The sequence below is a fragment of the Pseudoalteromonas maricaloris genome (genome assembly GCF_024746855.1).
In the GTDB taxonomy this organism is placed as follows: Bacteria; Pseudomonadota; Gammaproteobacteria; order Enterobacterales; family Alteromonadaceae; genus Pseudoalteromonas; species Pseudoalteromonas maricaloris.
Window position 1 is genome coordinate 2,164,747 of the sequence record NZ_CP024625.1, and the last position, 22,984, is coordinate 2,187,730.

22 protein-coding genes and 1 pseudogene are annotated in these 22,984 nt (G+C 42.6%); 7 read left to right on the forward strand and 16 right to left on the reverse strand.

Annotated elements, in window-relative coordinates:
* Positions 1-190 precede the first annotated feature (190 nt).
* Together CTT31_RS09360 and CTT31_RS09365 are read right to left on the reverse strand one after the other, a co-directional pair.
* A complete protein-coding gene (locus CTT31_RS09360; RefSeq protein ID WP_211857597.1) occupies positions 191-478 on the reverse strand; it encodes a hypothetical protein in 288 nt (95 codons plus the stop codon).
* A gap of 5 nt (positions 479-483) precedes the next feature.
* Positions 484-660 (reverse strand): hypothetical protein, encoded by a 177-nt coding sequence (locus CTT31_RS09365; RefSeq protein WP_211857598.1) that lies wholly within the window; start codon positions 658-660, stop codon positions 484-486.
* A 156-nt stretch (positions 661-816) separates the two neighbouring features.
* Between CTT31_RS09365 and tsaA the strand changes: the two genes are divergently transcribed.
* From tsaA to CTT31_RS09380, 3 genes are all read left to right on the forward strand, one after another.
* On the forward strand, positions 817-1,524 hold the full coding sequence (gene tsaA / locus CTT31_RS09370) for a tRNA (N6-threonylcarbamoyladenosine(37)-N6)-methyltransferase TrmO (protein ID WP_260491147.1): 708 nt from the start codon (positions 817-819) through the stop codon (positions 1,522-1,524).
* 131 nt (positions 1,525-1,655) lie between these two features.
* Positions 1,656-3,383, forward strand: a complete 1,728-nt coding sequence (locus tag CTT31_RS09375) for a proline--tRNA ligase (protein WP_260491148.1) — start codon at positions 1,656-1,658, stop codon at positions 3,381-3,383.
* A 130-nt stretch (positions 3,384-3,513) separates the two neighbouring features.
* A complete protein-coding gene (locus CTT31_RS09380; RefSeq protein WP_010604698.1) occupies positions 3,514-4,314 on the forward strand; it encodes a UDP-2,3-diacylglucosamine diphosphatase in 801 nt (266 codons plus the stop codon).
* 22 nt (positions 4,315-4,336) lie between these two features.
* On the opposite strand, the gene CTT31_RS09385 is transcribed toward CTT31_RS09380, so the two are convergent.
* The 5 genes from CTT31_RS09385 to CTT31_RS09405 all read right to left on the reverse strand — a co-directional run bounded on the left by CTT31_RS09385 (position 4,337) and on the right by CTT31_RS09405 (position 8,872).
* Positions 4,337-4,630, reverse strand: coding sequence for a hypothetical protein (locus CTT31_RS09385; RefSeq protein ID WP_039495974.1), 294 nt, complete (start codon positions 4,628-4,630; stop codon positions 4,337-4,339).
* 149 nt (positions 4,631-4,779) lie between these two features.
* Positions 4,780-5,928, reverse strand: coding sequence for a hypothetical protein (locus tag CTT31_RS09390; protein WP_260491149.1), 1,149 nt, complete (start codon positions 5,926-5,928; stop codon positions 4,780-4,782).
* Between the two features lie 155 nt (positions 5,929-6,083).
* The gene (locus tag CTT31_RS09395) at positions 6,084-7,292 is read right to left on the reverse strand and encodes an ABC transporter permease (protein ID WP_260491150.1); all 1,209 of its coding nucleotides are present in this window, start codon (positions 7,290-7,292) and stop codon (positions 6,084-6,086) included.
* The gene (locus CTT31_RS09400; protein ID WP_260491151.1) at positions 7,285-8,070 is read right to left on the reverse strand and encodes an ABC transporter ATP-binding protein; all 786 of its coding nucleotides are present in this window, start codon (positions 8,068-8,070) and stop codon (positions 7,285-7,287) included. The genes CTT31_RS09395 and CTT31_RS09400 overlap by 8 nt, the downstream gene beginning before the upstream one ends.
* A 1-nt stretch (position 8,071) precedes the next feature.
* Entirely contained in the window at positions 8,072-8,872 is an 801-nt protein-coding gene (locus CTT31_RS09405) for a DUF3025 domain-containing protein (protein WP_260491152.1), read from the reverse strand.
* A gap of 258 nt (positions 8,873-9,130) precedes the next feature.
* Here CTT31_RS09405 and CTT31_RS09410 point away from each other — a divergent pair, with 258 nt between their 5' ends.
* Both CTT31_RS09410 and CTT31_RS09415 read left to right on the forward strand, forming a co-directional pair.
* Complete coding sequence (locus tag CTT31_RS09410; protein ID WP_260491153.1) at positions 9,131-10,756, forward strand: M28 family metallopeptidase; 1,626 nt, start codon at positions 9,131-9,133, stop codon at positions 10,754-10,756.
* 70 nt (positions 10,757-10,826) lie between these two features.
* Entirely contained in the window at positions 10,827-11,993 is a 1,167-nt protein-coding gene (locus tag CTT31_RS09415) for a putative manganese transporter (protein ID WP_260491154.1), read from the forward strand.
* A gap of 292 nt (positions 11,994-12,285) precedes the next feature.
* On the opposite strand, the gene CTT31_RS09420 is transcribed toward CTT31_RS09415, so the two are convergent.
* The 3 genes from CTT31_RS09420 to CTT31_RS09430 all read right to left on the reverse strand — a co-directional run bounded on the left by CTT31_RS09420 (position 12,286) and on the right by CTT31_RS09430 (position 13,775).
* Complete coding sequence (locus tag CTT31_RS09420; RefSeq protein ID WP_260491155.1) at positions 12,286-12,837, reverse strand: nucleoside/nucleotide kinase family protein; 552 nt, start codon at positions 12,835-12,837, stop codon at positions 12,286-12,288.
* A gap of 127 nt (positions 12,838-12,964) precedes the next feature.
* Entirely contained in the window at positions 12,965-13,420 is a 456-nt protein-coding gene (locus CTT31_RS09425) for a hypothetical protein (RefSeq protein ID WP_069020693.1), read from the reverse strand.
* 130 nt (positions 13,421-13,550) lie between these two features.
* Entirely contained in the window at positions 13,551-13,775 is a 225-nt protein-coding gene (locus CTT31_RS09430) for a DUF6429 family protein (protein ID WP_099029137.1), read from the reverse strand.
* A gap of 208 nt (positions 13,776-13,983) precedes the next feature.
* On the opposite strand from CTT31_RS09430, the gene CTT31_RS09435 reads away from it, so the two are divergent.
* A complete protein-coding gene (locus tag CTT31_RS09435; RefSeq protein WP_260491156.1) occupies positions 13,984-14,955 on the forward strand; it encodes a transposase in 972 nt (323 codons plus the stop codon).
* A gap of 306 nt (positions 14,956-15,261) precedes the next feature.
* On the opposite strand, the gene CTT31_RS09440 is transcribed toward CTT31_RS09435, so the two are convergent.
* Positions 15,262-15,873: a hypothetical protein gene (locus tag CTT31_RS09440; RefSeq protein ID WP_248526265.1), complete on the reverse strand. Its 612-nt coding sequence runs from the start codon at positions 15,871-15,873 to the stop codon at positions 15,262-15,264.
* Between the two features lie 304 nt (positions 15,874-16,177).
* On the opposite strand from CTT31_RS09440, the pseudogene CTT31_RS09445 reads away from it, so the two are divergent.
* Positions 16,178-16,396 (forward strand): annotated as a pseudogene (locus CTT31_RS09445) (site-specific integrase); the annotation flags it as partial.
* 38 nt (positions 16,397-16,434) lie between these two features.
* Here CTT31_RS09445 and CTT31_RS09450 read toward each other — a convergent pair.
* The 5 genes from CTT31_RS09450 to CTT31_RS09470 all read right to left on the reverse strand — a co-directional run bounded on the left by CTT31_RS09450 (position 16,435) and on the right by CTT31_RS09470 (position 22,790).
* Positions 16,435-16,692 carry a hypothetical protein gene (locus CTT31_RS09450; RefSeq protein WP_017217477.1) on the reverse strand — a complete coding sequence of 86 codons (258 nt, stop codon included), beginning with the start codon at positions 16,690-16,692 and terminating at the stop codon, positions 16,435-16,437.
* On the reverse strand, positions 16,673-17,617 hold the full coding sequence (lhpI, locus tag CTT31_RS09455) for a bifunctional Delta(1)-pyrroline-2-carboxylate/Delta(1)-piperideine-2-carboxylate reductase (protein ID WP_260491157.1): 945 nt from the start codon (positions 17,615-17,617) through the stop codon (positions 16,673-16,675). The genes CTT31_RS09450 and lhpI overlap by 20 nt, the downstream gene beginning before the upstream one ends.
* Positions 17,618-17,626: 9 nt before the next feature.
* Positions 17,627-18,715: a M24 family metallopeptidase gene (locus tag CTT31_RS09460; RefSeq protein WP_260491158.1), complete on the reverse strand. Its 1,089-nt coding sequence runs from the start codon at positions 18,713-18,715 to the stop codon at positions 17,627-17,629.
* On the reverse strand, positions 18,712-19,710 hold the full coding sequence (locus CTT31_RS09465) for a proline racemase family protein (protein ID WP_260492405.1): 999 nt from the start codon (positions 19,708-19,710) through the stop codon (positions 18,712-18,714). Before CTT31_RS09465 ends, CTT31_RS09460 begins: the two co-directional genes overlap by 4 nt.
* 95 nt (positions 19,711-19,805) lie before the next feature.
* Positions 19,806-22,790, reverse strand: coding sequence for a TonB-dependent receptor (locus tag CTT31_RS09470; protein ID WP_260491159.1), 2,985 nt, complete (start codon positions 22,788-22,790; stop codon positions 19,806-19,808).
* Positions 22,791-22,984 lie beyond the last annotated feature (194 nt).

Sequence of the window (22,984 nt, forward strand, 5' to 3'; positions counted from 1 at the left end):
GGGGACCTTGTTTTTATTTACAATTTAGCTCAGATAAGAGCCGTACGTCCTTTGAAAAACGCGTGCCTTGCTGGTCCTGCACTTTAATGGAAGCTAGATAATGTAATGGCTGTAGAGCCTATGAAAACTGGAACTAAAGATACAAAATCATTCGGGAATATTGGCAATGGATTTGGCTAGTTAAATCGCGCTAAAGCAAATTTCTTGCTAGTGTAAATATGGCTTTTTCACTTGCAGCGAGCGCGTCGCGTTTGCTTAAGTTGCCTTCCTTTAATAATTGTAAGCTTACTTTTTCCGCTTCTTGACTGAGCAGTACATCCATTTTAGTTGGACTTACCGCTCCTTCTGTTAAATCATTTATTATTGCTTGCAACGTTGCTCTGCGCTCCGATATCGCGCGGATCAAAATAGGCTTTAGAGGAGAAGATTTGCAGAGCGCTTCTTGGCAGCTTTGGTCAACCTTTCTATGAAACTCCATTGTTTTTACTCACCTCGTTTCAGGCGATTAAATGCTTGTAATTTTTCTCGTAAGCCTTGAATTGGTTTTATGTCTTCGACCAATTGCTTGTATTCGTATGCTCTAGTGCCAATAATTTGTTCGTTATCTGTGCGTAAACTCGAACGTAAGCTATTTTGGGGCGAAAAAGTATACCGATTCATGTTGCGACTTCCATCAATATTCCATTATTTACAAGGTTATGCGAAAAATCTGAATAAATGAATTACATGACATTACAGGGCTAATTACGAGCAGGATTTTGTGAAAGTCAGGATCAATAGTAAACTTCGCTCATCTTAATTAAAACAGAGACCATAGTGGAACAAATCACTATCGAGCCCATCGGCTTTATCCAATCTCCTTATAAACAGAAGTTCGCTATCCCGAGACAACCAAGGCTTGTCCCAGAGGCAAAAGCCAAGCTTAGATTTGTTGGTGAATTCAATCGCGAAGAATTTGTTCGTGGTATTGAAGCGTTCACGCATATTTGGTTGTTGTTTCGTTTTCATGAAACCGCTGATAAAGGCTACTCTGCGCTTGTACGCCCGCCAAGACTCGGCGGTAATGAGCGCAAGGGCGTGTTTGCGACTAGAGCGACTTTTCGACCCAACGGGATTGGCATGAGTGCAGTAAAGTTCGAGGGCGTAGAATATAAAAATGGTCAGCTGGATCTGTTACTCTCCGGCGTAGATTTATTGGACGGTACACCAATCATTGATATAAAGCCGTACCTCCCCTATTCAGATGCCCTGGTGGACGCCACAGCTGGCTTTGCTGATACTCGGCCAGAAACACAGATGTCTGTTAGTTTCTCAGACGAGGCTATCATTTTTATCGAAAAACAGAAAAACTATCCTGAACTTCAGCAATTCATTACCAATGTACTGAAGCAAGACCCTCGTCCGGCTTATAAAAAGAAACGCACATCACAGCAGGACTATGGTATGAGTTTGTATGATTTTAATATCCGCTGGACAGTGGATGGTGAGCATAACCATGTCACTGAAATTTCGTTAGCAAAATAGTAAATTCAGCGGCTTGCCAATAAACTTATAAATTATGAAGATGTTTAGGTATTAAAGCTTTTTAAGCGGCTACTGCACTGCTAGAATAGCCGCCAATAAGAGAACAATAAGTAACTTATACTGGAATAAGAATGCGTACGAGTGAATATATATTAGCGACTCTAAAAGAGACGCCGTCTGATGCAGAGGTGGTAAGCCACCAGCTAATGCTTAGAGCGGGTATGATCCGTAAATTGGCTTCAGGTCTTTATACTTGGCTACCATCAGGCCTAAAAGTTTTCCGCAAAGTAGAGAGAATTGTCCGTGAAGAAATGGACAAAGCGGGAGCGATTGAGCTGCTAATGCCAGTGATCCAGCCTGCAGAGCTATGGGAAGAGTCAGGCCGTTGGGAACAGTTTGGTCCTGAACTACTTCGTATTAATGACCGTCATGGCCGTCCATTTGCACTTGGTCCAACGCATGAAGAAGTGATCACTGATCTTGTACGTCGCGAAATCAACAGCTATAAGCAACTGCCGATCACACTTTATCAAGTCAGTACGAAAGTACGTGACGAAGTTCGTCCACGTTTTGGTGTGATGCGCGCGCGAGAATTCACCATGAAAGATGCCTATTCATTCCACATGACTGACGAGTGTCTTGAAAAAACGTATCACAAGATGTTCCAAGCTTACTGTAACATTTTTGATCGTTTAGGCGTTGACTACCGTCCAGTTATTGCTGACAGTGGTTCAATTGGCGGCAACCTATCGCATGAGTTCCATGTACTTGCAGAGTCTGGTGAAGATGCAATCGCATTCAGTGATGAAAGTAACTACGCTGCAAACATTGAAAAGGCAGAAGCGCTTGCACCAACTGAAGCTCGCCCAGCGCCAAGTAAAGAGCTTAATACATTTGACACACCAGAAGCTTTCACCATCGCTGAACTAAAAGCAAAACATGGCGTTAAACCACACCGTGGTGTGAAAACACTCATCGTGTATGGTGCACCAGACGAAGATGGTAAACGCGGCCTAGTCGCACTTATCGTTCGTGGCGATCATGACTTAAATGAGCTGAAAGCTGAAAAATTAGCACTAGTGGATTCACCGCTAGAGATGGCGAGCGAAGAAGACATTGTTAACACTATTGGTGCAAAACCAGGCTCTTTGGGGCCTGTTGGTCTTTCAATGCCTATTATTGTCGATCGCAGCGCAGCTATCATGGCTGATTTTGTTGCTGGTGCAAACAAAGATGGTATTCACTACAGTGGGATCAACTGGGACAGAGACGTAAGCGCTTATACTGTTGAAGATATCCGTAACGTGGTTGAAGGCGATCCAAGCCCTTGTGGTAAAGGTAAAATCCTTATCAAACGTGGTATCGAAGTAGGTCACGTGTTTCAACTTGGTACTAAGTACTCTGAAGCAATGAAAGCTGGTGTACTTGGCGAAGAAGGGAAAAACCAAACATTAACCATGGGTTGTTATGGTATTGGCGTTTCTCGTATCGTTGCCGCAGCAATCGAGCAAAATAACGATGATTACGGTATCAAATGGCCTGTTGCTATTGCGCCATTTGAGTTGGCAATCGTGCCAATGAATATGCACAAGTCTCACCGTATCCCAGAGATCGCAGAAAAGTTCTATGCAGATCTACAAAATGCGGGAATTGATGTGTTATTCGACGACCGTAAAGAGCGTCCGGGCGTTATGTTTAACGATATGGAACTTATCGGTGTTCCTTATACCCTAGTGATTGGCGAGCGTAACCTTGATGAAAATAAGGTTGAGCTGAAAAATCGTCAAACTGGCGAAAAACTGATGCTGGATATTGGATCTGCGGTTGAAACAATCGTTAATGCAATTAAAAGCAAATAAGCCTACGTAAATTGCATAATAAAAGAGCATACAAGTGTATGCTCTTTTGTCATATTAGCTTCTCCTAACTGCCCCGTCACTGTCATCTTTACCTCTTAGCATTGTCATTATTACGCTAAAGAGCCAAGCCATGAAAACAACATACTATCCGAGTATTTGGATCTCAGACGTACACTTGGGCTACAAGGACTGTAAAGCGAAGTTCTTGCTAGATTTTCTCAACAAAACTGAATGTGATGTACTCTATCTGGTTGGTGATATCGTTGATCTATGGTCAATGAAACGCCAGTTTTTTTGGGATCCATCCCACTATCAGGTATTAGAATGCATACAAAAAAAAGCGGGATCTGGTACACGCGTTATCTACATACCGGGTAATCACGACGAAACCTTCAGAAACTACGTTGGACAAACGCTTTTTAAAGTCGAAGTGCATAAAACCTTTATTCATACCACTTCCGCAGGTAAGCGGTTTTTATTACTACACGGTGATGATTTTGACTCGGCAACAAGATATAACAAGCTGATCAGTATCATTGGTGATGCCGCTTATGATTTTCTACTCTTCTTAAATCGCTGGACCAATCGCGTACGACGTTTATATGGTGGTCATTATTGGTCGCTTGCATCTTGGCTGAAAAAACGAGTGCATAAAGCCAGAGAGGCCATTGCCGCATTCGAAAACGCAGCAATTCATGAAGCGAAGAAACAAGGTGTCGACGGTATTATCTGCGGGCATATCCACCAACCAGAGATCCGTGTCGTAGATGGTATTGTGTACTGCAACGATGGTGATTGGATAGAAAACTGCACGGCATTGGTTGAAAACCAAGAAGGTCGTATCGAATTGCTGCATTGGTCAGATGTACAATCTGTCCTCAACGTAGTTGAAATTGACAATGTTAAAACCGATAATGTTGAAGCCGCTTAATTAGCGGCTTTAGTTCTTTCGGTCACTCTTCTTTTAATAGCTTATGCAGTAAATCGATGCGTTTATTGATACGCTTGTTTTGCACGTGTGCCTCTGCGCTTAAGCTCATCATTAAAATCAAAAAGATGTATAAAACGGGTTGTTCAATAATTTCTGGGTAGCGATAAATTAAAAATACGACCGCCGTTAGCATACCGATGATCTGGTAGAATCGTCGCTTATTATTAGGCCTCAGCGAATTAAACTCTTTTAGTATCGCTTCCTTTCGCGACATATCCTCAAACAGCGCTTGAGGACAATCCTGATTTTTCTTCATATGCTTTCACTTATGTTTAGCGAAGTTATATTCGAAATAAACAATCGCCGTTGGTTAACAATACTTGTTGCCCAAAATGGGGAATTACCCAAGCTTTATCACTTAAAAAGACGTTTTATGAAAACAATCTCCGCTTTTCGTCAGGTGCGTTATATCACAAATGTAGTCATTGCCCAGACAATTGTACCCAAAATAAACACAAAAATACCATATTGAAAGTGCCTCACCATTGGGAACACCGCTTTATCCGTACGCTCAATAGACAAAGGATATTGCCAATGCGTTAACGCAAGTAAGAGTGGCTCGGCTTCTACGCTCATACCAGAAAGCGAAACCGTTGCGCCATACTCAGTATCAAAGACCAAATCAACAACATGATTACGACGAGTCGACGCGGTTAACCTATCCAAGTCGCTGACTGTAAACGTATTCCAGTGTACCTTAATATCGTTAACTTCATCCTTTTTTACCTCTCGTGCTTGTTTATCTGTAAACAGTAACGCAGGTAGCAGCAAACTATTTTCCTCAACCTTAATTTGGTTACAGGGCGATTGGTAAACAAAATAGTGTTTATTACTGATGAGTAAAGACGTCAACCAATAGCTCAAATACGTGAGCACCAAAAATACCAAACCAGCTATGTAATTTTGTGACGAGTAAAGAATAAAGCCGGTCATTAGAGCAAAAGCCCCTACCACCATCCAAACAATATGCAGCTTATGCTTAGGCGTCGGTAGTGCACATCGTAACACGGAGAATCGCGCTTCAATATCGCGATTGCGATTCATAAATAAAGGAAATAATCTTGCAAGGCTAGTGGGAGTTGAGCGCGTAGCTGATCTTCTATCTACATCCGCGCCCGCCGTCGGTTGAACGTTATGGTCAAAACCTGATGCAGACAAAAGCGCGGTGAGTTTATCAGCTTGCCGCAAACACGAAAATGAATAGACCGCAGGCTCCTCACTTTCTGATAGATAACTTATACCAATATAATTGAGTTGCTTGTTACCACCCGAAGATACATCTGTCACAGTTGAAAGCGGTATCACACACTCGTCTATTCGCCGAATATCTATATTCAATAACGATAGTTGTTTAGTGATAACAAACTGCTTTTGTGCAGGGTCAAACATTAAACGATTACGGTATGAAAATAGTAACAATGAAATCACTAAGTAGATCGGAGCTTCCAAAAAACTTGACCCGACTAAGTGCAACACCGACGATAACAAGAATAAAATAGCTATGCCGTTAGTAGCTGATTCACTGACTGACTTAAGTACCGTGGTTGATGTCATCCTACATTCCTTGAGTGACTAATATTGAAACCTACTACTTGCACAAGCTACCTAAACAGGTAGAAGACTAAATTACAAAAAGTTAAACGCTGAACAAGGCGTTTATCGTACAGAAAAACGCCATAATTCTCAATGACTCACACCTAACTGAAGCTTTACCTAAACAAAACGGTTTCTTTATTAAACCATTTAACGCAGCACACGAGTAACCCCGCCGCTAGAACGGCAGAAGCGCCAAAAATTAATGCGACGTAGCCATAATCAACCGTGCCTTTGATGATTTCTTTAATCGCTAATGCGACATTGGTAATTGGGATCAATGCGGTTTTTGCGGTTAACTCCATATTTGGCATTAAAGACATCACAATGGGAATGAAGATCCCCATGCTAAGTGGCCCCATGTAGTTTTGAGCTTCTTTAAAGGTTCTGGCGTAAATTGAGATGGCAAGTGTTAGCGACGAAAGCATCACAGCAACAGGAAGCAACAACGCAAAAATCAACACAAAGTCTATTAATGCAACCGACGAGAAGGCGTTTTTAATCACGTCTAGCTCGACAAAGCTACTGGCAATTCCTATCCACAGTGCCATACTGGAAACCGTGATAAGCGCACAGAATATTGAACTGCTCAATACGGTTAAAAATTTACCTAACACCAGCTCTGTGCGTGAGATTGGTGTTAATAACAGCGTCTCTAAGGTGCCACGCTCTTTCTCTCCAGCGCCTAAATCAATAGCTGGATAGCTTGCCCCCATCAATACCAACGGAATTAACATGTAAGGGATAAAAGCACCTAACTTTTCGCCTAAATTTTCGCGTTTGTCAGCAGTATCCACTTTAGTAATCGATATAGGCTGGAGCACTGCCACTTGCTCCGCTTGCGACAACCCCAGTGAGGTTAACTTCGCCGCTCTGAGTTCATCAGAAAACTTCTTAGCAAGTTTAGACAAACGGTCATAAATAAAGTTGATAGATTGCGCATCGTTAAACACGATTTTCCATTCACTTTTTACGCCAGACTCTAGATTTTCAACCGGATCGGATGGAATAAAAACCCCAACATCGATCACGCCTCTTCGTACCGCATCACTCAGCGCTTCGACGCTATCAAGCTTGAGCTCACCAGCATATTTCTTAAAACTTTTATGATAAAAAACCTGCTCAGAGAACTTTTCAGCATAAGCTTCATTTACGATGTAATACGTATGGACTTCTTGCTTTGCTTCCATGGCGGCTTGTGAAGCCATAAAGCCCACTAACGCCATAATCACGGGAAATACCAACATCGGTAGTGCAATCACAAAAAACAGTGTTTTGCGGTCGCGCAGCAGCTCTCTAATTTCTTTTAAAAATACCTCAAACATGCTGTGCTCCCGTTAACAACTTTAAAAATGCCTGATTTAGCTCTTCACTTTGCCCCTTTGCTTTAAACTCAGCCAAACTGCCATCAAAACAGGTGATCCCTTTATCGATAACAGACACCCTATCGCACAATAACGCGACTTCATCTAAGTGATGGGTAGAAAATATAACGGGTGTACCACATGCTTTGAGGTCGCGAATAAAAGAGATAACTGTTTGTGTGGTCATAATATCAAGGCCAGTCGTAGGCTCATCTAGTACCACGACTTTAGGGCTATGTACCACCGCCCTTGCTATATTGGTCTTTTGTTTCATACCGGTCGATAGGTGTTCAGCCCTTTTATCTAAAAAGGTCTCCATCTCTAAGCGCTGAAACAGCTCATCACATTTCGCTTTTAATGCTTTTCCTTTTAAACCATGAAGTCGTGCAAAATATTCAACATTTTCTTTGGCGGTAAGACGCCCATATAACCCTGTTGACCCTGACAGAAAACCGATGGCTTTGCGTGCAACAACTGGCTTTTTCACAATATCCTGGCCATCCACTAAGATAGTGCCGGCATCCGGCGTCAGCGCAGTTGATAGCATACGCAAAGTGGTGGTTTTTCCCGCCCCATTGGGGCCGAGCAATCCAAGTACTTCACCTTGCCCACAGTGCAGGTTAACCTCTTCTACACTGTGAAAAAAACCATCACGCTCGCGAGGATCCGTCTGACTCTTTTTCTTTTTGTGTTCGCGAGTCAGGGCGAAGCGTTTTTTTAATCCATTGATAGCTATCATGCTATTTCCTTCTTTTCGGCCTGAAATAGTCCGTATTTTGATAAAATTCTAAATCTTGTGGCTCATGCCAGTTTGGGATCCCAAGCAGCGGAATGGGTGACATTTTGGTATTGTCTTCAAGCAGCCCGTCATTGATCAGTGCGACCAATTTATCATCTAACCAACGATATTGTTCGCTTAGTGAAAGTTGCCAAAATGCGGCATCAACATTGATACACACCAGTTTTCCCGTCAGCCCAATAAAGGGATTGGTTAGCATCTCGTAGTTTGCGTGGCCAAATACGAAAGGCTTTAGGTTTTGCTGCCATTCTGAGCGATTATCGTAAAATACATTCAGCCATTGGTGTGATTTAAAGGCATCACGCCATGTATCATCATCGATTGCCAAAACCAAACCACACTCATCAAAGAGTGTTAACGCGTTACGCTTTTTACTCCGCTGCTTTAAACCAAACTGCGCTATTTCTTCGATATGTAGGGCATTTAACAAAGCTTTTGTTTTTGGGAATAAACACCAAATCAACGCACCAAATAAGTCGTGCCAATTTTGACTACGCGTCGGTACCTGGTGGGTTTCAAAGATAATCTCTTCATAGTATTTATCGCCAAAGTCTATCGTTTCATCGGCCACAAAGCGGGTATCATACTGTTGCAAGCTAATGCTGTTTACGTGCGAAGACAGCCACTGGGGGCTTGGCCAGTCTTGTTGGCTTTTTAAGTCAAAAAGCTGATTTAAATGGGAAAATGGCTCAGCATGTAAACATGCAACCTGCCACGCCTCAGGCGCTGTAAACTTTTTCATTTGATTGAGATACTTATCATGCAATTAGCCGACTATTTTACTGAAGCGCCTGATACTTGGCAAAAGCCAATTGTAAATGAGCGTAACAGGCTACATCGCATGCTAAAAGTAAGGTAATTATTAAAAATTGTGCTGTGCTTTATACCAGCTACGGATTTTCATTAATTTCTATCTCCTCTAGCCGTCTTGTCCCGCTCGAACTTTTACGCATTTTATGTTACTACTTATGGGTTCCTAACAAGTAAAAGAAAGGCAATTATGAAACTTAAACTGACGCTCAGCGCTTTATCTATGGCGGTGCTGGCGGGCTGTGTTAGCACTAGCAATAGCCCCCAAGACATCGATACTGCATACAATAGTATTAATGATGCTCAACTCAGAGCCCATATTAAAACCCTTGCCTCTGACGAGTTTGGCGGCCGTGCTCCGTCAACAAAAGGTGAAGAGCTAACGCTTGCCTATTTAACCAAACATTTTAAAGCGCTTGGCTATCAGCCAGGAAATGGCAACAGCTTCTTACAAGAAGTGCCGCTTGTTTCGCTTGAAGCCGATCCTAATATGACGTTAACAATCGGTGGCAAAAACTACGAATATAAAAAAGATATGGTGATGGGCTCGGCCCGTATCAGTGAACTCGAGTCAATCAAAGATTCAGAGCTGGTTTTTGTTGGCTATGGCGTAAATGCTCCAGAGTACGACTGGAATGACTACGAAGGCCTAGACGTGAAAGGCAAGACAGTGGTGATGCTAGTAAACGATCCAGGCTTTGCTAATCCTGATTCGGGTAAATTTACCGGTGAAGCTATGACCTATTATGGTCGTTGGACGTACAAATACGAAGAAGCTTCACGCCAAGGCGCAGCAGGTGCGATCATTGTTCACGAAACAGCGCCGGCTTCTTATCCTTGGAGCGTAGTAGAAAATTCTTGGAGTGGCCCACAGTTTGGCTTCCAAAAAGAAAATAACAATATGGACCGCGTTGCGGTTGAAGGTTGGGTAACGGTAGACGTTGCTAAAGAGCTGTTTCAAAAGGCTGGACTTGATTTTGACACCGCAAAGAAAAAAGCTGCTGAAGGCGCATACCACGTTGATATGGGCAACCTAAGCGCGTCAGTTACTGTCAAAAACACCATCAAAAAATCAACTTCGTATAACTTTATCGCCACTCTGCCAGGTAGCAAAAAGTCTGACGAGCACATCATCTACTCAGCACACTGGGATCATTTAGGTACCGATCCAAACCGTAAAGGCGATCAGATCTATAACGGCGCGCATGATAATGCCAGCGGCACAGGCGGTATGATTGAGGTAGCTGAAGCCTTTACTAAACTGCCAACTCGCCCTAGCCGTTCAATTACGTTTTTGGCTGTGACGGCTGAAGAGCAAGGTCTGTTAGGCTCAAAATTTTATGCCGCAAACCCTGTTATTCCAGCAGAGAAAACCGTTGCTAACATCAATATGGATAGCCTAAATTTATTGGGTAAAGTAAAAGACATCAGCGTAGTTGGTATTGGCAAATCAGAACTCGATGAAATGCTAGAAACCGCAGCAAAAGCGCAAGACCGTGTCGTTTCAGGGGATCCACGTCCTGCCGCTGGTGGTTACTATCGCTCTGATCACTTCGCGTTTGCGAACATGGGTGTGCCTGCCATGTATGCCGGTGGTGGAACCGAAGCACGTGACGAAGAAACTGAAACCTACCGTAAACGTATGGGCTTAGTATTGCGCGGTTGTTATCATCAGCCTTGCGATCGCTACCGTGAAGAGTGGGATTTAAGCGGAGCGATACAGGATCTACAGCTGTTCTTTAAAGTTGGCTATGATGTCTCTGAGCAAGACGCTTGGCCAAAATGGAAAGCAACCGCAGAGTTCCAAAGAAAATAACGCAAATGATATTGATTTTCATTTAAAATGAAATTAAAGTGCAACTTAGACAATACACGGGTTGCACTTTATGTTTTCATCTCTACTTCGATACTCTCAACCAGCACATGGCGCTAAGGTGAGTTTATTGTTCAACAAACGGCTAATTTTACCCCTCGTTATTATTGTACTTTTAGCATTTGAAACGGCGAGACCAATTGTGGTCAGCGCGCTGAGCGATGCATTCTTTCAAGTCAGCGTCTTTGTTGCTGCTACCCTGCTCGTGTACTACTTTCTTGTTGACAGAATTCCACAGCTTAATCTCAGTTATCTGAGTACCAAATCCCCTATTCTCGAAATAACCATGGCGTCAATATTGGGCGCACTGCCCGGCTGTGGTGGTGCAATTATCGTGGTCACCCAATTTACCAAAAAACAAGCAAGCTTTGCTTCAGTTGTCGCAGTGCTTACTGCGACGATGGGAGATGCAGCGTTTTTGCTACTCGCCAAAGAGCCTCTGACAGGCCTCACTATCATCGCGATGGGCGTTGGTGTGGGTATCTTGAGTGGGCTATGTGTGCACTTAAGTCATAAACCCGACTTTTGTGTCCCGCAGACCATCAATGAGGTCGAAGAAGAAACCTTACACGCGAGCCGTGCGTTTAGTCTAAGCCGTAAGGTGTGGAAGCTATGCTTACTGCCTAGCCTTGCAATTGCACTCGCGATTGCTTTTAACGTCGACTTAGCACCTTTTGATACAGAAATTGCTTGGCTTGGTGCAGCATTATGTCTTTTCGCTGTTTGCGTGTGGGCACTTAATTCAAAAGGCGTAAGCTATAAAGATATCACCTGTGAAGAAGGTGAATGCGACCCACCGTCAAAACTCACTAGAGTGCTACAGGACACGCACTTTGTGACCGCTTGGGTGGTTGCAAGCTTTTTGCTTTACGAGCTATCTACTGCGTATTTAGGACTTGATCTCGCGGTTTGGTTTAAAGACTATGCGCTGTATGCACCACTGGTGGCCATTCTTGTCGGATTATTACCTGGCTGTGGACCCCAAATTGTTGTTACAACGCTTTACCTGCAAGGCGTCGTGCCATTTAGTGCCCTTGCAGCCAATGCCGTTGCTAACGATGGCGATGCGTTATTTCCAGCGATAGCATTGGCACCAAGGGCGGCGCTATTTGCCACCATCTACTCTGCAGTGCCAGCATTTATCGTGGGCTACGGCCTCTACTACATTAATTTGGCTTAATACTTGAGTACGTCGACGAAGTGATCGGACGCAGGCTCATACACGATCTGGCTGTTTAGGGTTATGAGTTCAACCAAATCTGACCGCTCGTAACTGATTAATGGCCGAAAAGAGCGAATAGCGGGCGGTCAAATAAACTTATTTTTGGACAAAAATGTTTTAGGTCATCGGCTGTATTAGGTGAGTTTCGCATAAAAATTTCTATGGGCTAGCGCCCGGCTTTGGGGCGGACTTGTAGCCGCAAAGCGGCGAAAAGGCCGTCCCAACCCTGAAAGGGCACAACAGCCGCTTGTTAGTTTGTTTTACTTTTTAGCCACTTGCTAACAATATCTACGTTTACTGAAACAGGGCAAATTTCCTGAATTATTAGGTCGCAGTTTTTACGAACTTGATTTACCGTTTCAATATAAATATCTCTGAAGTGCCCTTCGTAATTACCCAGATATTTAAGAACTGAACTATGTGAATCATTTGAGCCGTGTTCAATGTTTCGCCTAACAACCCGAGAAAGACAAATATCCATAGGCTGATCAAGTAAAATCACATAGTCTATCAACGAAGAAATACAGCTGCGTGCTCTACCAAATGGCTCTTCGACAAAAATATACGAGTAATTGCCTTCAATTAATTGCCGAAGCTTAATGATCATATCAGGCGTATTGATTTCGGATACGTCGGCACCATTTTCACGCCACTTTTTCATGTCTTGTGGATAGCTGAATTTATGAACGTAATCATCAAAATGTAAAAAAGGGCAATCGAAATCACTGGATAGTTGCCTGACAGTTGATGTTTTACCGCATCCAGATGCACCGCTAATAGCTACAACTTTAACTCTATCCATAGTGCCTCTATGCGCTTAAATATGGTTGCAAACTAACGCCGCAAATAAACGGCTAAAAATAGTTGGCTAAAATTGGCGACGAAGGAGCACAAGCCTGCTGTTTTGTGTCCTTGGTTTAACGGCCTTGTTAGAAGCCGCCTCTCCGTTGTTCTTTTAAAGGGTCGTGAGGCTGTACATTGCCCCCTTGAGTAGCCTTATTTACATACCCTAAGTCAGTTTCAATTTCTACTTGAACTAAGTAGGGTTTGCCTAACGATGAGCGCCAGTAATGATATTTTTCCTGATACTCTTGATTAAAGCTAAAGTTAGCTGAAATTGATTTCACCCATTCATCGGGTAGCTTATGCGCTTTAAGTATTCGCGTAATTTCAGAGCTCATATACTTGCACATATCTTCTAATAAGGGTGAACTGATATCGCCTGTACAATTTACTAAATCTAGCGAGATCATATCTACTTCATGCTTTTGAGCAAATAAAAATAGCTGACCTAAAGCCCAATAGCCTAAGTAATCATTATTGCGACCACTCAATAATTCAGCGAGGTTATTTGCGACCCCTTTTAATTCTCTACGACGAGGCATAAGTTCTCATAGGCTTCTAACGCCGCAAATAAACGGCTAAAAATAGTTGGCTAAAATTTGTGAGGCACGAACAAAGCCAACTGTTTTTTGTCCGAGCTTTTAATTTGCTTTGTTATATGACCAATAGCTTCTATTTTGAAAAAAGCTTTTTGAATAACTCTTCTGATTGCTTAATGCCTTCATCGGTCAATTGCACTGACTTTGCCTTACCAACCGGATCACAAATTAGACCTTTTTCATAAAGCCTATTCATAACTTCCCAGTCAATTTGTTTCCAAGCTCGGCCATAATCATGCAAAGTGAGATGTAATAAAGCTAAAGCTGCTTCATCTATTTTATTTTCATCTATATCCATTCAACACTCCAAAACCTGATGGGCATAACGAGCCTGTAGAATAACTCGTTTCAAATTTGCTTTTGTAATCAACAAACGATAACTGAGTTCCTATTTTGATTCAATCGTTTGCATTTACCAAATCGCTGACACCCACCACTAATTTGCACCTTCCTAAGATACCGCCTAAGCTTTAATTCTGCACTCAAAGGATTGAGGAAACCAAACTATGGCAACTGCCCGTAAAAGACAAATCAGTTTAACCGACACCAAATACTACCACTGTATCTCCCGCTGCGTAAGGCGTGCGTTTCTGTGCGGTGAAGATAAATTTACTGGTAAATCATACGAGCACCGCCGAGATTGGGTTGAAGAAAAGCTCCTGATGTTGGGGTCTGTTTTTTGTATTGATATTTGCGCTTATGCGGTGATGAGTAATCACACTCACATTGTATTATATGTTGATGATAAAAAAGCTAAGCGCCTGTCGGATAAAGCGATTGTGATACGATGGCACAAGTTGTTCAAAGGTAATTGGATAAGCCAAAAGTTTACTAAAGGTGAACCACTCAGCGAATCGGAACAATTGATATTCGACGAGCTGGTTGATGGATATAGAGAAAGACTCGCAGATATTAGCTGGTTTATGCGAGTGCTTAACGAAGACATCGCCCGTAGAGCAAATAAAGAAGATAATTGTACAGGCCGGTTTTGGGAAGGACGATTCAAATCCCAAGCATTACTGGATGAAGCAGCACTGGCTGCTTGTCTCGCTTACGTAGACTTGAACCCCATTAGAGCCAAAATTGCCACAACGCCTGAAACCTCAGACTACACCAGCATCAAAAAGCGAATTGACCATGCAAAGCTGGGAAAACAACCAAAAAGCCTACTACGCTTTGCTGGCAGCCCACGAAAACATATGCCAAAAGGTCTGCCTTTTGAACTCAAATCCTATATTGAATTAGTTGAACTCACAGGCCAGTGCATTCGCGCCGACAAGCGAGGCTATATCTTTGAGTCTCAACCAATTCTTACTCGATTAAATATAGAACCGGAAAACTGGATAAAACTTACTACGCAGTTTTCTCGGGTATTCCACGGTGCAGTTGGACGAGAGCGAACAATAATCGCTTACTGCGAAACACTTCAAAAACGACGACGGACGAACCTAACAAACTGCGAGCGCTTGTTGGCTTAGTAAAACTCACATTCTCAATTCTAGAATTTTCTTACTGATGTATTTGCAGCGCTTTGTCGTGCGCGATAGCTCAGTTTTGATGTAGAGATATGCTTGAGTGCTAAAAATTGGCCTATCGAAAGACGTTTTTGTACCCAGTGATTGAGGTGTTTACATACTTTTTTACTTCACTACCTCAGTTTGGATGCTAATTGTGATTGATTGTGATGGATGTCACTTGTTTTCTTCACTCCTTGAAAACATAACGCCTCATTCAGAGGCAAATAATTGTTGGCTAAAATCGCGACACAGGAGCAAAGCCAACTGTTATTTGTCCTGCTGTAATGACTTGTTAGGCATATTTTCACCCAACTTGTTTATTAAAGAATTTGGTACCATTATTTTAAACAAATCCAATGGTAAAAATTTACTGATTTCACGCATTGATTGATTATGCGATTTTGAAGTTCCGTAACTAATACCGGGATAATTTAAGGCTGTATTTGCAAAGTACGCAGCTTCCATAAGTAATTCCTTGATATCAATTTCGCCCATATAAACGGGTGGAACAAGTAAACGACCTATAGTAGTTCTTTGTAAGTTAACTTGACCAATATACTCACTAATTTCAGGGTCAGTATCTTTGCCGTATTCAAATAAAAAAGCCGAACCTTCAGAATACCAATCGGTTTCCATAGCGTCTTCCCATGAGATTTCACCTTTGCAAAGTTTCTCAGCAGCTTCAACACCTTTTCTACTACCTGAGTCAGGAAGTAGCTCCCAGATTCGCCTACAGCATTCAAGTAAGTATTTTTGAATAATAGTCATTGATTCGGGATCTTTAAGGTGTCCACGCTCTCTTAAAAGATAAATAATCTCCCAAGAGGATTCTTCACATGCTTGATCTACAGGTTGAATATTATCGACAGGGTTCACCATATGCCTAACATTTTATTCGTACGCATGCGCGTTTACCTCGTTGGACCAGTGAAAACGCGCACAGTTAACTATCAGTATGCAGAGAACTTATCAGCATTCTGCTAAATATACCATCTGGAAAAATGCGCATGCGCGTTTCCCAAACCTATTATCTCAAATCAAAGATAAGTAACCTTTTGATAAACAATAATATTTTAAATTTATTCATGCGTAAACGCGCAAAAATTTTTTCATTATTTCCCTTGATATCCGAGAATTCCAGATAATACTGTATATATACAGCTTAAGAAGGTAAGGAGTTATCATTAGTCTAAAAAGTCCATTTCTGAAAGGTCTTCAGGAGGAAATGCGTATGCGTGGTTACAGCATTAGAACAGAAAAAACTTACCTATATTGGATTAAGGCATTCATTAACTTTCACCACAAGCGTCACCCTGAAACAATGGGAACGGAAGAGGTTACACAATTTTTAACCTTCCTTGCCAACCAACTTTGTACTCTACCAGGTCAAAAATTAGCACTTATTCACCTAATTGTGTTCACTTAATTGAATAAGTCACTTTACTCACTTGGATGATAATGGCGAATACCATTGTCATCCACCATGACGTAACAGCTATCGTGGTTTTGAAACGCTTTGTAAAACACCTCGTCATATAGGAGCTTTTCACTTTTCGTTTCGCCACCAACTCCTTGATAACTAACCAACATGTGACATTCATGACAAATAAGCGGATTCACCAAGCGCTTATCAGCAGCTTTGACTACTGCGGTTACTTCATACACTTTACCGTGCTCTTTATTTTTGAACCAAGTCATACACTAATTTCGCTCCAATTAAATCACTCAGTGCTGTTCCTACAGACTTAAACAAAGTAATTTCGTTCTCGTTACTTCGACCTAGGTTATTTTTAGTCATTTCGCTAAGCTCTGCAACCACCTTCTCGGGGCTAAATTTACCTTCACTGATCGGTAACAACAATTCGCCCGCCTCGTTCAATACATTGGCGCGACTATCTACAAAAACGCGACTCTTAGTTACCGTTGTGGTATCAATTTCTCGACAATCTTTATGGTGATTGCCAATGCAATCTATATGCGTACCATCGCTCAACCACTCTCCATTGAACAAAGGCGTATGACTGCCTGTTGCACAGCTGATCACATCTGCCGAAGCAATAACAGATGCAGTTGCCTCTTGATACAATGAAAATTCCACTCCCTGATGCTGCGAGGACAATAGCTCCAGCAACAGGCGTCCTTTTTCAGAATTACGTGCAATTATTGAAATTTTACTATAATTTCTAACACTTAAATGAGCATTAATCATGTAACTAGCTAAATTGCCTGAGCCAAAGAAAACCAAATGTTTGGCATGTTTAGGTGCTAAATACTCCGCGGCTAATGCTGACACAGCAGAGGTTCTCCACAATGTTACTTCGGTGCCGTCCACAAGCGCGAGCGGCTCACCGAACTGCCTAGAAAACAGCATGATTTTTGAGTAAAGGCTGGCTTTATCGTACTGGTTGTTATCTGGGAAATAGGTAAACGCCTTTACGCCAATCACATCGGCATTCCAAGCAGGTAAAACAGCAAAAGCGTCATGATTGTTGTGACTATTATCTAGCTCAAAAACTTGCCGTGTTGGTGTACCTGCTGGTTGCGCAAAACCCTGTTTAAGCGCTTGAATTAAGCTTGGATAGTTGAGGTTATCCGCGACCTCTTGGCGAGTAATAATTTGCATCATCATCCCTTAGTTTGTTAGCTGAAATACTTGTGGCGCGTGGGTTAAGCATTCAAAACCATTTTCAGTCACCAATATATCTTCTTCCAAGCGCACACCACCATAATTTGGAATGTAAATACCCGGCTCTATGGTTATGATATTGCCAGCTTCTAATTGGTGATCGACCCCAGGTTTAATAAACGGCTGCTCGTGTAGAAATAGCCCCACACCGTGACCAAGTCCCTCACCTGCGTATTGTGAAAAGTCACTATGACTTAACACATCGTGTGATGCGTTATTTAAATCTATGCAGTTAACGCCTGCTTTTATTAGCGCCAACGCAGCTCGCTGCGCATGTTGGACCGTGTCATAAATGGATTGTTGTTGCTTCGTCGGCTCCCCTAACACGTAACTTCGCGTCATATCAGAGCGATAGCCGCTTATCACCGCACCAAAGTCGATAAGTACCAAATCGCCTAGGTTAAGTTTTGTCTGTCCTGGGTTTCCATGCGGTAAGGAAGAACGTGCACCAAATAATAGGATTGTGTCAAAAGAGAGTCCTTCGGAGCCTAGCTTTTGCATCTGATACTCAAGCTCAATTGCCGCTTCTCGCTCAGTGATCCCTACTTTTAACAAAGGCAGTGTATGGGCAAGCGCCGAGTCAGCTATCTCGGCGGCACGTTTGATACAGTTAATTTCATCACTATCTTTAACTTGTCTTAGTGATTCCACCCACAGCGGCGCGGCAACAAGCGTGGTATTTTTTGCACTGATGTTTAATGAGACATAATCTGCGTGACTGATTTGATGCGCTTCAAATGCAAGCTGTCGCGGCCCATCCAGTAATCTAAAAATACAATCAGGTAACGCTTCTTTATCACGATTTCTTAAAATAACTTCGACTCCAACCGCTTCATTGCAAGCACGCTCAAAGTAACGATAATCGGTGATGAGTCGGTGTTGCCCATTTGAAGACATCAACAATGTTGCTGCATGACCGGTAAAGCCGGTTAAATATACAATATTCTCGTAGCCATAGATAATGATAGCGTCACTTTGGTGTTGTTGTAATTTATTGACTAAGCGTTGCTGTCTGGCTGCGTAATCTACATTCATCGTAGTAAAAATCCTCTTACTAATGGATCGTGGTCGTCTAAAATAAATTGGTGTCGGCCTGTAATATAGGCCGTGCCCGAAACTATTGGGATCAACGATTTACTGTCATCACTAAGTTGATAACAAACATCTAAGCCCAATCCTAATATACCTTCAATAAAGATACGTTGGTTTGCGGCGAGCTCATCTCTGGCGGCAAGAATTGCAGCTCTACCACTGACTCCAGTCCCTGTTGGACTGCGATCTAATTCGCCATCGGCAAAAATGCACACATGCTTACTGTGAGCAGAGTCCGATTGTTGAGAATTGGAATAGAAAATCACACCATATAAAAATGCGAGGCGCGCATCGTCATGCACTAAGCTAATCTGTGTTGCAATTTCTTGTTTAAGCGTTAAACCTAACTGCTGAATGTAAGCTGCATTTTTTGGTATAAGAGCCAAACCGATTTTATCGGCATCAATATAGGCATAAAACGCACCACCAAATGCGATATCCACTGAGATTAAACCAAATTCAGATGTCTTGACTTGCTTATCAAGTGTCACTACCTCTGCTGGTACATTGGCAAATTCAGCTTGGCCATCTCTTAGCCATGCGGTAATTAGCCCAGCAGGCGTATCTATCAATAACTGCTTCTTTGCAGGATTGTGCTGTAAAAATAACGTGGCTAAAGCAATAATCGCATGACCACACATTGTTGAGTACCCTTCATTATGAAGAAATAACACGCCAAAATCGCTTTCTGGTAACTGCTTTTCAACGATAAGCGCACCATACATATCAGCATGACCCCTAGGCTCATACATCAGCGCGATGCGATAGTGATCAAGATTTTCTACGCAGTATTGCCGTTTATCTAAAATAGTGTTGCCTTGAGGTTCAGGGAAGCCACCGACAATCACCCGCAACGGTTCGCCGGCGGTATGCATGTCAACCGTCTCTACTACTTTCGCGTGGCTCAGTATATGCTCAAAATCTATTGTTAACGTCATCATACTCTCCGTTATGTGAAATAAGCCAAACACTTGGCTTGGCTTAAACCAAGAACTAGGTGCATAGCACCCAGTCTTGGCTATCACCAGGGAAACTAGAATGTAAACCTAGCAACCAACGACGCGTAACGCTCAGTTTGTCGTAACGTTGTAATGCCGTAGTCAGGATTAACGATTAAGCCTTTTTCACCATCTAAAGATCGCTGTTCATTGATCCCAAGCGCTTTATCACTGTTTAGTAGGTTATAAACGGTGCCCTTGAGTAACAAGTCATATCCCATAATATCTGTAGAGTAACTGAGTGATAAGTCTACCGTGGTTGCCCAAGGAAGATTATCAACGCTGCCGCGAGGAGCTGGGTTACCATTTTCGTCGTAATGCGAAACATGGCCGTAATATTTACTCACGCAAGCATCCCAAGGGTTACCAGGCGCACAGCTATCTACACCGACAGGGTGTTTTGAGAAATAGTTAGTCGGGCGACCTGATGACGTTCTTGCAACCAGCCCCAGAGTTAACTCATCTGTAATATCGTAAGAACCTGATACTTTTATTGAATGGCGATGGTCGTTCGGCAAATTACCATAGCCGTGATCCATCAGATCCGCGTAATCATAGGAAGTTGTCCAACCAGGATCTGCCTGATCGTTATCGGTTTTCACTAAACCTTCTGTATTACCATAGCTGTGTGACCAAGTATAAGAAGAATTAATCCGTAACTTGTCGGTAATATTTCCTTCTAAGGTAAATTCAAGTGCCAGATATTTACGCACAGCTTGTTGCAGGGCAAGCTCTTGCGCACTGAGTGTCACTTCATCGACTTGGCCATCGCCATCAAAGTCATAACTCATGGTGATCGCTTCACCCGGGTTATTTAGCACATAGTAAGAACCCTGACCGACATTGTCTTGGATACCGAGTTCGGCTAATTTCTTCGCAAGCACAGGGCCGACATCCGTATCTTCAACACTGCGTCCAAGATCTCGATAAATCGCTCTAACCCCAAATGCCATATCGTCAAAAACGGTGGTCTGGTACCCTAAGGTCAACTCATCAGAATACATCGGCTTAAGGGTGGAGGAAGCAATCAAACCGGGCTCTGTAATTCCGCGTTGGCGCCAGCGTCTATCTCGAAGCATCTCCCCTCGACTTGGCGAGCCATCACTTAATAAAACGGGATAGCCATCACTGTCGACTTGATCTAGGTCGAAATACTCAAACCACTCTACTGAAGCCGAGCCTTGAGTGATGTTCATGTTGGCAGACACAGGTTGAAAGTATCGCCCGTAAGTAAAGAAAACTTTGGATTCGCCATCACCGTTTAGGTCATAAATCGCTTGAAATCTAGGCGCAAGTTGGTTATCCATATCAACAAATGCTCTGCCGTCAGTGACGGTATTTTCAAACTGACTATAACGCAGGCCCAGATTTAGCACGAGTTGGTCGGTGACTTGCCAAGAATCATTGACGTAGAAAGCAAGCGAGTTAACCTCAGAATCAACCGTCCTAGTCCTCACTCGGCGTTCAATATAATCTTGACCAAGTGCAGCACCGGAAATACTCCCATCACCAGCGGTTTTAATTGTCCACCAGCCTTCCGCGTCTCCAAGACCATTTTGACCTTCAAAATAATCTACTGTCACTTTGGTATAATCGACACCAAACAGAATGGAGTGGTAATCCAAATCGATATTAAAATCTATTCTCGCTTGGTCACGGATAAATTCTTGCTCAGAAACACCGCTTGCTGTGTGGCTCGATAATGTTACCGTCCCTTCTCTTTCATCCCAAACTCCCGGTACGGTTGATGCGACAATATTTTCTACATTTTCAGTGACTCGACCAACTACCGCAGACACCGAGAAGAAGTCTGAAAAGTAGCCATTATAATTGATGCTGTATACCTTACCGCCATCTTCACCGGGAGCCGCTACACCTTGCTTATCACCAATCGCATCGCTTTCCCAATCATAGGCATAGGTTTGTCTCGTCCATTCTCTTTTGTTATTCATGGCTGAAAAGCCGATTGAGTGGTCTTCATTGATGAACCAATCTAGTTTTGCAAACCAGCGGTCTTCATCTCGGCTTCTGTCATTGAAGGTCGTTTGCCCAGCCCAGCGATTAACCTCTCGTCGAGGCGCATACAGACCATAGTAAAATAAGCTGTCTTCAATGAGTGCACCACTCGCCCAGATTTGCAGTTCTTTGAACGAGTCATAATCTTGCTCGGTATTTATATTGATGGTGCCATTATCTAAATAATTAGAGTCGTGATAACTATGACTTGATGAAGGATCGACCCTCACTTCCGCCCCTAAGTTAAATTCGTTATCACCAGATTTAGAGATTGCATTAACGATCCCCCCTAGTGCACCACCAAATTCAGGGCTAATTCCCCCCGTTTTGATTTGGGTTTGCGAAATGGCTTCCCAAGGCAAGCGAATTGAGCCTAAACCCGTTTGAATACTCGTGACATTTAGGCCATTAAAGTAATAACCATTTTCTGCTGACGAAGAACCGCCAAAGCTTGATGCACCACGAAATGAACTACCACCAGGTTCAGCGGTACCCGGTGCGAGTAACGCGATACTTTCAAAGCCGGTGTTTACTGGCATAACTTTAAGCTCTGCGTCTGTAAAGGTTACGCCAGCCGTTGACGAGGCCATATCAACACGTCGGATAGCCGTACCAGTTACCGCTATCCGCTCTATATCCTGTCCTTGTTGTAATAGTTGAGCGTCTAAAATTAGCGCCTGTCCAATATTAAGCTCAACATCCTCTTCAATAACGGTTTCAAATCCTGCTTTATTAATTGACACGCTGTAACGACCAACAGGCAGATTACGTAAAATGTATTCGCCCTTGCCATTAGTTTGTACAGCAAACTTCAGCCCCTTAGTTTTATGTGTGAAGGTTAATTGAGCCTGCGATAACTCAAGACCTTGACCATTAACGATGCTCCCTTTCACAGTGCTATTGCCATCTGCAGCAAATGCAGTAGTAGTCCCCAATGCTAGAGCAAGTGCTGATGCTGTGAGTGATTTACACAGTGTTTGCGCTGTTTTTTTGTTATTACGCATATTGTTGTCCTTTTGTTCCCATTGATTTGAGTGTTTTTTTGGTAACGAACAAACAATACACAATAGATATATTGTATACAATATTAATTATGCAATAATTGCATGTAAAGATAATAACACTATGATTTAGATAGAAATTATTTATTAATTTTTTATTTCAACCTTTTTTCGATACCGCTGAACTCATTACAAAC

Coding starts and splice junctions, on each gene's coding strand:
- CTT31_RS09360 (WP_211857597.1), bottom strand. CDS start 478: ATGGAGTTTCATAGAAAGGTTGACCAAAGCTGCCAAGAAGCGCTCTGC.
- CTT31_RS09365 (WP_211857598.1), bottom strand. CDS start 660: ATGAATCGGTATACTTTTTCGCCCCAAAATAGCTTACGTTCGAGTTTA.
- CTT31_RS09375 (WP_260491148.1), top strand. CDS start 1,656: ATGCGTACGAGTGAATATATATTAGCGACTCTAAAAGAGACGCCGTCT.
- CTT31_RS09380 (WP_010604698.1), top strand. CDS start 3,514: ATGAAAACAACATACTATCCGAGTATTTGGATCTCAGACGTACACTTG.
- CTT31_RS09385 (WP_039495974.1), bottom strand. CDS start 4,630: ATGAAGAAAAATCAGGATTGTCCTCAAGCGCTGTTTGAGGATATGTCG.
- CTT31_RS09390 (WP_260491149.1), bottom strand. CDS start 5,928: ATGACATCAACCACGGTACTTAAGTCAGTCAGTGAATCAGCTACTAAC.
- CTT31_RS09395 (WP_260491150.1), bottom strand. CDS start 7,292: ATGTTTGAGGTATTTTTAAAAGAAATTAGAGAGCTGCTGCGCGACCGC.
- CTT31_RS09400 (WP_260491151.1), bottom strand. CDS start 8,070: ATGATAGCTATCAATGGATTAAAAAAACGCTTCGCCCTGACTCGCGAA.
- CTT31_RS09405 (WP_260491152.1), bottom strand. CDS start 8,872: ATGAAAAAGTTTACAGCGCCTGAGGCGTGGCAGGTTGCATGTTTACAT.
- CTT31_RS09410 (WP_260491153.1), top strand. CDS start 9,131: ATGAAACTTAAACTGACGCTCAGCGCTTTATCTATGGCGGTGCTGGCG.
- CTT31_RS09415 (WP_260491154.1), top strand. CDS start 10,827: ATGTTTTCATCTCTACTTCGATACTCTCAACCAGCACATGGCGCTAAG.
- CTT31_RS09420 (WP_260491155.1), bottom strand. CDS start 12,837: ATGGATAGAGTTAAAGTTGTAGCTATTAGCGGTGCATCTGGATGCGGT.
- CTT31_RS09425 (WP_069020693.1), bottom strand. CDS start 13,420: ATGCCTCGTCGTAGAGAATTAAAAGGGGTCGCAAATAACCTCGCTGAA.
- CTT31_RS09430 (WP_099029137.1), bottom strand. CDS start 13,775: ATGGATATAGATGAAAATAAAATAGATGAAGCAGCTTTAGCTTTATTA.
- CTT31_RS09435 (WP_260491156.1), top strand. CDS start 13,984: ATGGCAACTGCCCGTAAAAGACAAATCAGTTTAACCGACACCAAATAC.
- CTT31_RS09440 (WP_248526265.1), bottom strand. CDS start 15,873: ATGGTGAACCCTGTCGATAATATTCAACCTGTAGATCAAGCATGTGAA.
- CTT31_RS09450 (WP_017217477.1), bottom strand. CDS start 16,692: ATGACTTGGTTCAAAAATAAAGAGCACGGTAAAGTGTATGAAGTAACC.
- lhpI (WP_260491157.1), bottom strand. CDS start 17,617: ATGCAAATTATTACTCGCCAAGAGGTCGCGGATAACCTCAACTATCCA.
- CTT31_RS09460 (WP_260491158.1), bottom strand. CDS start 18,715: ATGAATGTAGATTACGCAGCCAGACAGCAACGCTTAGTCAATAAATTA.
- CTT31_RS09465 (WP_260492405.1), bottom strand. CDS start 19,710: ATGACGTTAACAATAGATTTTGAGCATATACTGAGCCACGCGAAAGTA.
- CTT31_RS09470 (WP_260491159.1), bottom strand. CDS start 22,790: ATGCGTAATAACAAAAAAACAGCGCAAACACTGTGTAAATCACTCACA.